This window comes from Clavibacter zhangzhiyongii (genome assembly GCF_014775655.1).
GTDB lineage: Bacteria > Actinomycetota > Actinomycetes > Actinomycetales > Microbacteriaceae > Clavibacter > Clavibacter zhangzhiyongii.
The window spans coordinates 1,475,360-1,487,791 of record NZ_CP061274.1 but is presented as its reverse complement, the minus strand read 5'-3'; the positions used below and the strand labels follow the sequence as shown (position 1 = coordinate 1,487,791).

The window sequence follows — 12,432 nt, the reverse complement described above, 5'->3', positions numbered from 1 at the left end:
CTCCTACGGGGTGGGAGCCGGCGGCTCGGTGGTCGGTCGGTGGTCGGTGGGGCGGTCGTGGTCGGGATCCGCGACGCCGTCGGGGCGCGAGGCCTGCTGCTCGTCGAGCATGGCCTGCTCCCACGCGCCGCGGGCGGCCGCCTTCTCGCGGTCGATGCGCGCGCCCTGGACCATGGCGTAGATCCAGAGCAGCAGGAAGAAGCCGCCGACCGCGAACATGGCCGGCAGCACGAAGCCCGTGAGGACGACGAGCACCTGCACGACCCAGCCGGCGCGGATCCCGAGGGGCGTGCGCAGCGTGCCGACGACCGCGAGCATCGCGACGACGAGCAGCGCGCCGCCGCCGAGCGCGGGCAGCGGCGGCAGCGCCTCCAGGCCGAAGGCGACGAGGCTCGCGAGGAAGACGACGATGACCTGGAAGCCCATGACGATGGACCCGAGGATCTCGACCGTCGTGCGCGGCGGCCGGGGTCGCCGGGTGCGGGCCGGGCTGCCGTCGGTGCTCACGCGGTCTTCCAGCCCTCGTCGAGCGCGAGCGCGATGGCCTCGCCGACGAGGAGGATCGAGCCGGTGACGAGCGCCGCGCCCTTCTCCGTCTCGCCCGCCGAGTCGCGCGCGTCCTCGAGGGCCGTGCGCAGGTCGGGCTCGACGGTGACGCGGTCGCGGCCGACGACGCCGACGACGACGCGGGCCAGCTCGTCGGGATCCACCGAGCGCTCCGACGTCGACGCCGTGACGATGAAGTGGTCGACGACGGGCGCGAGCTCGCGCACGATGCCCTCGGCGTCCTTGTCGGCCAGCACGCCGATGACGGCGGTCACGCGGTCGAACGTGAAGTAGACGGGCAGCGCGGCCGCGAGCGACGCCGCGCCCGCGGGGTTGTGCGCCGCGTCGACGAGCACGGTGGGCTCGGTGCCGACGACCTGCAGGCGGCCGGGGCTCGTCGCGGTGGCGAGGCCCTCCGCGAGCACGTCGTCGTGGATGGCGTGGTCGCCCCCGCCGAGGAACGACTCGACCGCGGCGATCGCGACCGCGGCGTTCTGCGCCTGATGAGCGCCGAACAGCGGGAGGAAGACGTCGCGGTAGGTGCCGGCGAGGCCCTGCACGCTGATGACCTGCCCGCCGACCGCGAGGGTCGTGTCGAGGAGGCGGAAGCGCTCCCCCTCCATCGACCACGTGGACTCGGTGAGCTCGGCGGCGCGCGTGAGCTCCGCGACGACCTCGGGCACCTGGGCGCTCGAGACGACGTCCGCGGCCGGCTTCACGATGCCCGACTTGGTGCGCGCGATCTCCGCGACCGTGGAGCCGAGGCGCTGCGTGTGATCGAGCGAGACGGGGGTGAACACCGCGACCTCGCCGTCGGCGACGTTCGTGGAGTCCCACTCGCCGCCCATGCCGACCTCGATGACGGCGACGTCGACGGGCGCGTCCGCGAAGGACGCGAACGCGAGCACCGTGAGCGCCTCGAAGAAGGTGACGGGCTGCTCGCCCGCCGCGACCAGCTCCTGGTCGACGAGGTCGATGAACGGCTCGACGTCGGCCCAGTTGCGGCTGAGCGCCTCGTCCGTGATGGGCTCGCCGTCGACCACGATGCGCTCGTTGAGCCGCACCAGGTGCGGGCTCGTGAAGAGGCCCGTCCGGAGGCCGGCCGCGCGGAGGATGCTCTCGGTCATCCTGCTCGTCGAGGTCTTCCCGTTGGTGCCCGTGACGTGCACGACCTTGTAGGCGCGCTGCGGGTCGCCGAGCAGCTCGACGACGCGGCGGGTCGCCGACAGGCGCGGCTGCGGCGCCTGCTCCCCCACGCGGGCGAGGAGCGCCTGGTACACGGCGTCGCCCTCGCGCTCGAAGTAGTTCTCGTCGTCGACCTCGCGGCCCGCGACGATCGACCGCTCGGCCTCGCGGCGGAGCTCGGCCGCGTCGTCCGCGAAGAGCTGGTCGTCGCTCAGGCCGTCGGGGTCGGGGTCGAGGGCGCGCGCCGCGGCGTCGACGCCCTCGTCCCCCTCGCGGTCGAAGTCGTCGTCGCGCCGGACGTCGTCCGCGTCGTCGTCGAAGGGGCGTCCGCCCTGCTGGTCGCTCATGCTCGCTCCACCTCGATGTCCAGGGGGGAACCGCCGCCCACGGTGATGCCGGACGCCGACGGCTCGGCGGCCGCGTCGATCCGCAGCGCCACCGCCAGGGTCTCACGGGCGATGAGGTCCCGGAACCGCTCCGCCTGCTCGGCGCCCGCGGCGTCCAGGCGGATCACGAGCGCGATGCGGTCGCTCACGTCGAGCCCCGCGCCCTTCCGGGCGTCCTGGACGTTCCGCACCACGTCGCGCGCGAGGCCCTCGGCCTCGAGCTCGGGCGTGAGCGCGGTGTCGAGCAGCAGGAAGCCGCCGCCCGGCAGGAGCGCGAGCGCCTGGTCGGCGCGGTCGCCCGCCACCTCCAGCACGAGCTCGTACTCGCCGGCCACGAGCGGCACGCCGCCCGCGGCGACCTCGCCGTCCTGCTCGGTCCAGTCGCCCTCGCGGGCGGCCCGGATGACCTGCTGCACGCCCTTGCCGAGGCGGGGGCCCGCGACGCGCGCGTTGACGGTGAGGCGGCGCGTGATCCCCGCGTCGGCCGCGCTCGTGGGCGTCAGCTCCTGGACGGAGACGGCCTTGACGTTGAGCTCGTCGCGGAGGATGTCCTCGAACCGGGCGAGCCCGGCCGCGTCGTCGCTCACGACCGTGAGGCGCGCGAGCGGCTGGCGCACGCGGAGGCCCGACTGCTTGCGGAGCGACAGCGCGGTGGACGCGACCTGCCGGACCCGGTCCATCACCTCGACCAGGCGGTCGTCGGCGGGCAGGTCGTCCGGCTCCGGCCAGTCCTCGAGGTGGACGCTGCGCCCGCCCGTGAGGTCCTTCCAGATGCGCTCGGAGACGAGCGGCAGGAGCGGCGCCGAGACGCGCGCCACGGTCTCGAGGACCGTGTAGAGCGTGTCGAACGCCTGGGTGCCGCGGACGGTGCCGTCGGCCTGGGCCTCGACGCCCGCCCAGAACCGGTCGCGGCTGCGGCGCACGTACCAGTTGGTGAGCACGTCGGCGAAGTCGCGGAGCGCGGCCGCCGCGAGCGTCGAGTCGAGCGCCGTCATGTGCGCGGTGACCTCGGTCACGAGCCGGCGGGTGCGGGCCAGGATGTAGCGGTCCAGCACGTCGTCGCTCGTCGTGTCGCGGCGCGCGTCGTACCCGCCGGGTGCCGCCGAGTTGGCGTAGAGGGAGAAGAAGTACCAGGTGCTCCAGAGGGGCAGGAGGACCTGGCGGACGCCCTCGCGGATGCCCTCCTCGGTGACCACGAGGTTGCCGCCGCGGAGCACGGGGCTCGCGAGGAGGAACCAGCGCATGGCGTCGGATCCGTCGCGGTCGAAGACCTCGTTCACGTCCGGGTAGTTGCGGAGGGACTTCGACATCTTCTGGCCGTCGTTGCCGAGGACGATGCCGTGGCTCACGACGCTCGAGAAGGCGGGCCGCTCGAACAGCGCCGTCGACAGCGCGTGCAGCGTGTAGAACCAGCCGCGGGTCTGTCCGATGTACTCGACGATGAAGTCAGCGGGGCTGTGCTGGTCGAACCACTCGCGGTTCTCGAACGGGTAGTGCACCTGCGCGAAGGGCATGGACCCGGAGTCGAACCAGACGTCGAGCACGTCCTCGATCCGCCGCATGGTGCTCCTCCCCGTCGGGTCGTCGGGGTTCGGGCGCGTCAGGCGGTCGATGAACGGGCGGTGCAGGTCCGTCGGGCGCACGCCGAAGTCGGCCTCGAGCTCGTCGAGGCTGCCGTACACGTCGATCCGCGGGTAGGCCGGGTCGTCGCTCTTCCACACCGGGATGGGGCTGCCCCAGAACCGGTTGCGGCTGATCGACCAGTCGCGGGCGTTGCCGATCCACTTGCCGAACTGGCCGTCCTTGACGTTCTCGGGCGTCCACGAGATGTCCTGGTTGAGGCGCACCATGTCGTCGCGGAAGTCGGTGACGCGCACGAACCAGCTGGAGACGGCCTTGTAGATGAGCGGGTTCTTGCAGCGCCAGCAGTGCGGGTAGGAGTGCTCGTAGCTGGCCTGGCGGATGAGGCGGCCCTGCGCCTTGAGCATGCGCGTGAGCGTCTTCCCCGCGTCCGACCACAGCTCGCCCGCGACCTCGGGCACGGTGTCGACGAACCGGCCGCCCTCGTCGAGCGAGAGGATCACGGGGATCCCGGCGGCGGCGCAGACCTGCTGGTCCTCCTCGCCGTAGGCCGGGGCCTGGTGCACGATGCCCGTGCCGTCGGTGGTCGTGACGTAGTCGGCGACGAGCACCTGCCACGCGTTCTCCGTGCCGAACCGCTCGACGTCGGCGTAGAAGTCCCAGAGGCGGTCGTAGGCGACGCCCTCGAGCTGGCGCCCGAGGACGGTGCGGGAGACGGCGGCGCGGGCCTCGTCGGCGGACGCGTAGCCGAGGTCCTTGGCGTAGTTCCCGACGAGGTCCTGGGCGATGAGGTACTCGGATCCGAGCACCTCCGCCGCGAGCTGCACGGACGACGCGCGGGGCAGCGAGTCGGGCGCCTCGGAGTCGGGCGTGCCGGCGGGGCCCGCGGGCACGACGGCGTAGGTGATGTCGGGTCCGACCGCGAGCGCCATGTTGGTGGGCAGGGTCCAGGGCGTCGTCGTCCAGGCGAGCGCGCGCACCGCGGTGAGGCCGAGCGACTCGGCCTTCGCGCCGACGAGCGGGAACGTGACGGTGACCGACTGGTCCTGGCGCATGCGGTAGACGTCGTCGTCCATCCGGAGCTCGTGGTTGCTCAGCGGCGTCTGGTCGTGCCAGCAGTAGGGCAGCACGCGGAAGCCCTCGTACGCGAGGCCCTTCGTGTGCAGCTCCTTGAACGCCCAGATGACCGACTCCATGAAGTCGATGTCGAGCGTCTTGTAGTCGTCCTCGAAGTCGACCCAGCGCGCGGAGCGGGTGACGTACTCCTCCCACTCGCCCGTGTACTCGAGCACCGAGCGGCGGGCGACGGCGTTGAACTCCTCGACGCCCATCTCCTCGATCTCGCTCTTCTCGGTGATCCCGAGCTGGCGCATCGCCTCGAGCTCGGCGGGCAGGCCGTGCGTGTCCCAGCCGAAGCGGCGGTGGACCTGCTTGCCGCGCATGGTCTGGAAGCGCGGGAAGGCGTCCTTGGCGTAGCCGGTGAGGAGGTGCCCGTAGTGCGGCAGCCCGTTGGCGAAGGGCGGGCCGTCGTAGAAGACCCACTCGTCGCAGCCCTCGCGCTGCTCGACGGAGGCGCGGAAGGTGTCGTCGCGCTTCCAGAACGCGAGGATGCCGGTCTCGATCTCCGGGAAGCGCGGGCTCGCCGCGACCTGGTCGGGGGCGTGCGGGTCGTCGGGGACGGGACGGGGGTAGGTCATGGCATCTCCTGCGGCGTCGGCTCTCCGCGAGGACGCCCGGATCCGCGTGCCGATCCCGAGCGCGGTACCACCCCGCTTGCCACGCGACGCGCGGCCACTCTCCAGAGGCGATGACGGGCCCGACCCGTTCGGTTCTACCTGCCCCGCGACGTGCGTGCGGTGCGCTCTTCCGAAGGCTCCCCGGTGATGGCCGGATCGGCGCCTGTGCCACCGATCCTAGCGCGCCCGGCCGGTGGATCCGGCGGGCTCAGCCGCCGAGCTGGGCGCGGTACGCGTCCGCGCGGTACGGCAGGTCGAGCTCGTCGCGGCCCGCCGTGTCCGGGTGACCGGCGAGGAGGGTCCGGACGTCGTCGAGGCGCTCCGCGCGCTCGGCGTCGGGGAGGACGATGACGCGGCTGATGGATCCCGCGAGCGCGACCACGTCCTCCGGCGCCATGCGGTGGACGTGCGGGAAGGCCGCGTGCTCCACGGGGCCGAAGCCGGGGAACGGGCCAGGCTCCTCGGCGCGGCCCGAGGACCGCCCGCCCGGCTGGAGGAGCGCGTCGAGCTCGCGGACCCAGTCCACCTCCAGGTCCATGACGTTCCAGACGATGCCGAGCAGGCCGCCGGGGCGGAGGACGCGCGCCGCCTCGCGGGCCGCGTCGCCCGCGTCCATCCAGTGCCACGCCTGCGCGACCAGCACCGCGTCCTCCTCGCCGTCGTCGAGCGGCATCGACTCGCCGCTGCCGGCCACGACGACGACGTCCGGCGACGCCTCGGCGAGGACCCTGCGCATCTCCGCGTCCGGCTCCACCGCGGTGACCCGGATGCCGCGCGCGGCGAGGAGCCGCGTGAGCTTGCCGGTGCCCGCGCCGAGGTCGACCACGCGGCGGGTCCCGGCGGGGAGCATCCAGTCGAGGGCGGCGTCGGGGTAGCCGGGACGGACCCGGTCGTACTGCGCGGCGACCCCGCCGAAGGAGGCGGCGAGGGCGGCGTGGTCGGGCTGCGGGGCGACGTCGGCGGTCATGCGCCCATCCTGGCCCGCGGCGAGGCCGGGAAGGCGCGGTCCGTCGGGCGGCCAGGCGGCCGGGCGTCAGGCGAGCGTGGCGGCGAGGGCGGCGCGGAGGGGATCCAGGGCGCGGCGCACCGCGTCCTCGAGCGGCCCGCGGCCGACGCCGTCACCCGCCCACGCGATCACGGCGGCGGCCGTCGTCGCGGCGAGCGCCGCGGCGGCGATGCGGACGGGTGCGGCCGACGCGCGATGCGCGGACGCCCGCGCGAGCGCCTGGGCGACGGGATCCACGAGCGGGGCCGCGCGCGTCACGCCCTCCCCCGCGACGTCGGCGCCGAGCCCCATCACCTCGTGCTGCGTGAGGGCGAGCGGCAGCCAGCCCTCGCCGCGCGTGCGGGCGGCCCGGGCCAGCGCGTCGACGACGGCGTCGACGGCGGGCTCCCGGGGATCCGTCGCGGCGAGCGCGTCGCCGAACGCGCGGAGCGTGTCGTCGAGCCCGGCCCACAGCAGGTCGGCCTTGGACGCGAAGTAGTTGAAGAAGGTGGCCCGGCTCACCCCGGCGCGCTGCGCGATCTGCTCCACGGTCGTCGCGGCGTACGTGTTCTCCAGGAACAGCTCCGCCGCGGCCTCCTCGAGCGTCGCGCGCGACGAGCGGCGCGGGCGGCCGGCGGGACGGGCGGAGGTCATGGGCCCATCCTCGCGCACCGGAGCCGGATCCCTCGCGTATTGTTGGACGCGGTACAGAAACCACCCGCACCAGCGCCCGCTGCGGCGCGCACATCGGAAGCCCCCATGATCCCCACCTCGCGCGCCCGCGCCCTCGCGGGCCTCGGCGCCCTCGCCGCGACCGCCCTCGTCCTCTCCGGCTGCACCACCGACACCCCCGAGGCGTCGACGACGCCGGTCTCGGGCGGCACCCTCGTCTACGCGTCCGGCGACGCCGAGCCCGAGTGCCTCGACCCGCACGTCGGCGGCAACTACCCGCAGGCGCTCGTCTCCTCGCAGTTCCTCGAGCCGCTCGTCTCGCTCGACGGGAAGGGCGGGATCACGCCGTGGCTCGCCGACAGCTGGACCTGGAGCGACGACGGCCTCGGCCTCACGCTCGAGCTGCGCCAGGGGGTCGCGTTCACGGACGGCACGCCCTTCGACGCGGAGGCCGTGGTCGCCAACATCCGGCACGTGCAGGATCCCGCCACCCTCTCCTCCACCGGGTACCTGGCGCTCCAGGCGATCACGGACGCGACCGCGGTCGACGCCGACACCGTGCAGCTCACGCTCTCGACGCCCGACAGCGCGCTGCTCGAGTCGCTCTCGCAGCCGTGGCTCGCCATGGAGTCGCCCGCCGGGATCGCGCGCGGCACGGACGCCAACTGCGCGCAGCCGATCGGCACGGGCCCCTTCAGCGTGGAGCGCTGGGACCGCCAGCAGTCGATCTCGCTCGTGCGCAACGACGCCTACTCCTCGCCGCCCGCGGACGCGGCGCACGACGGGCCCGCGTACCTCGAGCGCATCGACTGGCGCTTCCTGCCCGACGCGGCGTCCCGCTACGCGGCGCTGCAGAGCGGCGAGGTCGACGTGATCGACAACGCGCAGCCCGACGCGATCGCCTCGGCGACCGCGGGCGGCGACCTCGGCGAGCTGGACGCCCCGCGGCCGGGCGCGTCCAACCGCATCGAGCTGAACTCCGGCCAGGCGCCCTTCGACGACGAGCGCGTGCGCGAGGCCTTCATCCGCGCCGCCGACGTCGACGCGGGCATCACGGCGCTCTTCCAGGGCACGGCGGAGCGCTCGCACTCCCCGCTCGCGAGCGTCGAGCCGGCGGCCGTCTCCGCGCCCGACCTGTTCGCCGTCGACCCCGAGCGCGCGGGCGAGCTCCTCGACGAGGCGGGCTGGTCCGCGAAGGACGCCGACGGGATCCGCACGAAGGACGGCACGCGGCTGACGCTCCGCTTCCCCGTGAGCACCAATCAGTCGATCCCGGCCGAGCAGTCGCTGTTCGAGCAGATCCAGGCCACGGTCAAGGCCGTCGGCTTCGACGTCCAGCTGGAGCCGATGGACCTCGGCGCCTGGTACGAGGCGCTCGGCGACGACGCGTACGAGCTCGTGAGCGCGCCGTACACGAAGGCCGGGCCGGACGTGCTGCGGATCCTCTACGACACCTCGGGCATCACGCCCGCGCCGAGCGGCTACTTCGCGAACCACGCGAAGGTGTCGGTGCCGGAGATCGACGCGGCGCTCGCCGAGGCGCGCTCCACGACCGACCTCGAGCGCCGGACCGCGCTCTACGCCGACGTGCAGCAGCGGGTCATGGCCGGGCACTGGATCCTGCCGCTCTACGACCAGCAGAACCACTTCCTGCTCGGCACCGCCGTGCAGGGCCTCCGCGCCCTGCCGTCCGTCGCGACCCCGACCCTGTACGACACCTGGCTCTCCCGGTGAGGGCGGGCCGCGCCGTCCCCGCGTCCGGCTCCCGTCGACCCGCGCTCCTGCGGGCCGTCTGGGCCCGGATCGGCGGCGCGGTGCTCGTGCTCTGGGCGGTCGCGACCGTCACGTTCCTCGCCGTCCGGCTGATCCCGGGCGACCCCGCGCAGGCGATCCTCGGCGGCCCCGGCTCGCAGGCGCCGCCCGAGGCGGTGGACGCGGTCCGCGCCGAGTACGGGTTCGACCAGCCGCTCCTCGTGCAGTACCTCGCGCAGCTCGGCCGGCTCGCGCAGGGCGACCTCGGGCGGTCGTACGCGCTGCGCGAGGACGTCGTCGCGGTGCTCGCGCGGCAGCTGCCGGGCACGCTGCTGCTCGCGGTCCTGGCGCTCGCGGTCGCGTGGATCCTCGCGCTCGGCCTGGCGCTCGTGTCCAGCGGCGCCGGTCGCGTGGCGGGGGCGCTGGGGGCCGGCGTCGAGATCGTCGCGGCCTCGCTGCCGCACTTCTGGATCGGCGTCGTGCTGATCCTCGTGTTCTCCACCGGGCTCGGCTGGCTGCCGGCCGTCAGCGGGTCCTCGCCCGCGGGCCTCGTGCTGCCCGTGCTCACGCTCGCGATCCCGCTCGCCGGCTTCCTCGGCCAGATCATGCGCGAGGCGCTGCTCGAGGCCCTCGACGCCCCCTTCGCGCTGGCGGCCCGCGCGCGCGGCGAGTCGGAGGCGGGCGTCAGGCTGCGGCACGCGCTGCGGCACGCGGCGGCCCCCGGCATCGCGCTCTCCGGCTGGGCGTTCGGCTTCCTCATCTCGGGCGCCGTGGTGGTCGAGCAGATATTCGCCCGGCCGGGCCTCGGCCGCACGGCGCTGTCGGCCGTGACGAGCCGCGACGTGCCGGTGATCGTGGGCGTCGTGCTCGTGGTGGCGGTCGTGTACATCGTCCTCACGGCGGTCACCGACCTGCTCGCGCGGCTCGTGGATCCGCGGCTCGTCGACGCGCGCACCGGCCCGGTGCCGTCCGCCGCGCCCGCCTCCCCCGGCGCACCCGCCGCGGCCGCCGAGGCCGCGCGATGAGCGACCCCCGCGCCGAGACGCTCCTCGCCGCCGCCCCGTCCCGGCCGCCTGTGCGGATCCTCGCCGCCGCCGGCACGACGGGCGCCGCCGTCGTCGTCGCCCTGCTCCTCGCCGCGGCCCTCGCGCCCGGCCTCCTCGCGCCGGGCGACCCGCTCGCCATCGCGCCGGCCGAGGCCTTCCGCCCGCCCGGCGCCGGGCACCTCCTCGGCACGGACGAGTCGGGCCGCGACGTCCTCACGCGCGTCGTGCACGGCGCCGGCCGCAGCCTCGTCATCGGCGTGAGCGCCACCGCGATCGGCCTCGGGCTCGGCGCGGTCCTCGGGCTCGCCGCGGCGCTCCTCGGCCGGGTCGCCGACTTCGCCGTCAACCGCGTCATCGAGGTCGTCTTCGCGTTCCCGGGGCTGCTGCTCGCGCTCTTCCTCATCGTGATCCTCGGGCCCGGCATCGGCAGCGCCACGCTCGCCGTCGGCGTCTCGGCGGCGCCCGGCTACGCCCGCATCATCCGCGGCCGCGTCATGTCGGTGCGGCGCTCGCCGTACGTCGAGGCCGCCACCGTGCTCGGGCGGCCGCCGCTCCTGCTGCTCGCGCGGCACATCCTGCCGAACACCGCGGCGCCGCTGTTCGTGCTCGGGACGCTCGGCGTCGGCCAGGCCATCGTGTGGGCCTCCTCCCTCAGCTACCTGGGCCTCGGCACCGTGCCGCCGGATCCCGAGTGGGGCGCCATGCTCGCCGCGGGCCGCACCTACATCGGCTCCGCGCCGTGGCTCACGGTCGTGCCGGGGCTCATGATCGTGCTCACGGCCACCGCGTCGACGGTGCTCGGCCGGGCGCTCGAGCGACGGGTGCGCGCGTCGTGAGCGGCGGATACGCGCCCCACGGCGACCCGGCGCCCGCGCCCCTCGCCCTCCGCGTCGAGGACCTGCGCGTGGCCTTCGGCGGCGTGCCCGTCGTGCACGGCGTCTCGCTGCGGATCGCGCCCGGCGAGTGCCTCGCGCTCGTCGGCACGTCCGGCTCGGGCAAGAGCGTGACCGCGCGGAGCCTCCTCGGGCTCGCCGGATCCGGCGCCGAGGTGCGCGCCGACGTGCTGGAGGTCGGCGGGCGGGACCTCCGCGCCGCGGGGCCCCGCGAGTGGCGGCGCGTCCGGGGATCCGGCGTCGGGCTCGTGCTGCAGGACGCGCTCTCCTCGCTCGACCCGCTCCGCCCCGTCGGCCGCGAGATCGGCGACGCGCTCCGCCTCCACGGCATGCGCGACCCGCAGGCCCGGCAGGCGCGGGTGCTCGAGCTGCTCGAGCGCGTCGGCATGCCGGATCCGGCGACCCGCGCCCGGCAGCGCTCCGGCGAGCTCTCGGGCGGCCTGCGCCAGCGGGCCCTGCTCGCGGCGGCCATCGCCCTCGACCCGCCGCTGCTCGTCGCCGACGAGCCCACCACGGCGCTCGACGCCACGGTGCAGGCGCGCATCCTCGACCTCCTCGCCGACCTCCGCACCCGCGGCCAGGCGACCCTGCTCGTCAGCCACGACCTCGCCGTCGTCGCGCGCCTCGCCGACCGCGTCGCCGTGATGCACGACGGCCGCATCGTGGAGGAGGGCCCGACCGCCGAGGTGCTCCGCGCGCCGGCCCACCGTCGGACGCGCGCGCTCGTGGCCGCCGTGCCGACGGGCGTGCCGCGCGGGGTGCCGCTGTCGGAGGCCCGGCTCGCGGCCGCGGCGGCCGCTGTCCCCGCCATCCCCGCCGGCGAGCGGCACACCGCCGCGCCCGCACCCGCACCCGACGACCGCGTCGTCCTCCGCGCCACCGGCCTCACCCGCTCCTACCGCGGCCCGGGGGGATCCGTCCGCACGGCCGTCGACGACGTGTCGCTCGAGGTGCGACGCGGCCGCACGCTCGGCCTCGTCGGCGGCTCCGGCTCCGGCAAGACCACGGTCGCCCGGCTCCTGCTGGCGCTCGAGGAGCCCGACGCCGGCGACGTGACGCTCGACGGCGCCCCCTGGAGCGGGATCCCCGAGCGCGAGCGCCGCGCGCGCCGCCCACGCGTCGGCGCGGTCTACCAGGACCCGCTCGCGTCCTTCGACCCGCGGTGGAGCGTCGAGCGGATCCTCCGCGACGCCCTCGCCGTCCCGGGCCGCGCCCGCGCCGACGCCTTCGACTCCCCCTCCACGCTCCTCGCGCAGGTCGGGCTGGATGCCGCGATCCTGCCCCGCCGGCCCGCCCGGCTCTCCGGCGGGCAGCGCCAGCGCGTCGCGATCGCGCGCGCCCTCGCGGCCCGGCCCGAGGTGCTCGTCTGCGACGAGCCCGTCTCCGCCCTCGACATCGCCGTGCAGGCGCAGGTGCTCGACCTCCTCGACGACCTGCAGCGCCGCCTCGGCCTCGGCCTCCTCCTCATCTCCCACGACCTCGGCGTCGTCGCGCACATGAGCGACGAGGTCGCGGTGATGAGCGAGGGGCGCGTCGTGGAGCGCGGATCCGCCGACGACGTGCTGGCGCGCCCGACGCACCCCGTCACGCGCGCGCTGCTCGAGGCCGTCCCGCGGCTCGACGCGGGGGCCGCCCCGCGCTGATCCGCGC

At 75.3% G+C, this 12,432-nt stretch carries 9 protein-coding genes; 4 read left to right on the top strand and 5 right to left on the bottom strand.

Going from position 1 to position 12,432, the window contains the following annotated elements; genetic code table 11:
- Positions 1 to 3: 3 nt before the first annotated feature.
- The 5 genes from H9X71_RS07090 to H9X71_RS07070 all read right to left on the bottom strand — a co-directional run bounded on the left by H9X71_RS07090 (position 4) and on the right by H9X71_RS07070 (position 7,073).
- Entirely contained in the window at positions 4 to 507 is a 504-nt protein-coding gene (locus tag H9X71_RS07090; protein ID WP_191148955.1) for a DUF4233 domain-containing protein, read from the bottom strand.
- On the bottom strand, positions 504 to 2,078 hold the full coding sequence (locus H9X71_RS07085) for a bifunctional folylpolyglutamate synthase/dihydrofolate synthase (RefSeq protein WP_191148954.1): 1,575 nt from the start codon (positions 2,076 to 2,078) through the stop codon (positions 504 to 506). The genes H9X71_RS07090 and H9X71_RS07085 overlap by 4 nt, the downstream gene beginning before the upstream one ends.
- On the bottom strand, positions 2,075 to 5,395 hold the full coding sequence (ileS, locus tag H9X71_RS07080; RefSeq protein WP_191148953.1) for an isoleucine--tRNA ligase: 3,321 nt from the start codon (positions 5,393 to 5,395) through the stop codon (positions 2,075 to 2,077). The genes H9X71_RS07085 and ileS overlap by 4 nt, the downstream gene beginning before the upstream one ends.
- A gap of 247 nt (positions 5,396 to 5,642) precedes the next feature.
- Positions 5,643 to 6,401: a class I SAM-dependent methyltransferase gene (locus H9X71_RS07075; protein WP_191148952.1), complete on the bottom strand. Its 759-nt coding sequence runs from the start codon at positions 6,399 to 6,401 to the stop codon at positions 5,643 to 5,645.
- Positions 6,402 to 6,467: 66 nt separating this feature from the next.
- On the bottom strand, positions 6,468 to 7,073 hold the full coding sequence (locus H9X71_RS07070; RefSeq protein WP_191148951.1) for a TetR/AcrR family transcriptional regulator: 606 nt from the start codon (positions 7,071 to 7,073) through the stop codon (positions 6,468 to 6,470).
- A 105-nt stretch (positions 7,074 to 7,178) separates the two neighbouring features.
- Here H9X71_RS07070 and H9X71_RS07065 point away from each other — a divergent pair, with 105 nt between their 5' ends.
- The 4 genes from H9X71_RS07065 to H9X71_RS07050 are packed head-to-tail and all read left to right on the top strand — an operon-like array spanning position 7,179 to position 12,425.
- Entirely contained in the window at positions 7,179 to 8,825 is a 1,647-nt protein-coding gene (locus tag H9X71_RS07065) for an ABC transporter substrate-binding protein (protein WP_191148950.1), read from the top strand.
- Positions 8,822 to 9,868, top strand: coding sequence for an ABC transporter permease (locus H9X71_RS07060; RefSeq protein ID WP_191148949.1), 1,047 nt, complete (start codon positions 8,822 to 8,824; stop codon positions 9,866 to 9,868). Before H9X71_RS07065 ends, H9X71_RS07060 begins: the two co-directional genes overlap by 4 nt.
- Entirely contained in the window at positions 9,865 to 10,725 is an 861-nt protein-coding gene (locus H9X71_RS07055) for an ABC transporter permease (RefSeq protein ID WP_191148948.1), read from the top strand. The genes H9X71_RS07060 and H9X71_RS07055 overlap by 4 nt, the downstream gene beginning before the upstream one ends.
- Positions 10,722 to 12,425, top strand: a complete 1,704-nt coding sequence (locus H9X71_RS07050) for a dipeptide ABC transporter ATP-binding protein (RefSeq protein WP_191148947.1) — start codon at positions 10,722 to 10,724, stop codon at positions 12,423 to 12,425. The genes H9X71_RS07055 and H9X71_RS07050 overlap by 4 nt, the downstream gene beginning before the upstream one ends.
- Positions 12,426 to 12,432: the final 7 nt, after the last annotated feature.

Excerpts from the sequence above, each read along its gene's own strand:
- H9X71_RS07085 (WP_191148954.1), bottom strand. The coding sequence starts at position 2,078 with ATGAGCGACCAGCAGGGCGGACGCCCCTTCGACGACGACGCGGACGAC.
- H9X71_RS07070 (WP_191148951.1), bottom strand. The coding sequence starts at position 7,073 with ATGACCTCCGCCCGTCCCGCCGGCCGCCCGCGCCGCTCGTCGCGCGCG.
- H9X71_RS07075 (WP_191148952.1), bottom strand. The coding sequence starts at position 6,401 with ATGACCGCCGACGTCGCCCCGCAGCCCGACCACGCCGCCCTCGCCGCC.
- H9X71_RS07055 (WP_191148948.1), top strand. The coding sequence starts at position 9,865 with ATGAGCGACCCCCGCGCCGAGACGCTCCTCGCCGCCGCCCCGTCCCGG.
- ileS (WP_191148953.1), bottom strand. The coding sequence starts at position 5,395 with ATGACCTACCCCCGTCCCGTCCCCGACGACCCGCACGCCCCCGACCAG.
- H9X71_RS07065 (WP_191148950.1), top strand. The coding sequence starts at position 7,179 with ATGATCCCCACCTCGCGCGCCCGCGCCCTCGCGGGCCTCGGCGCCCTC.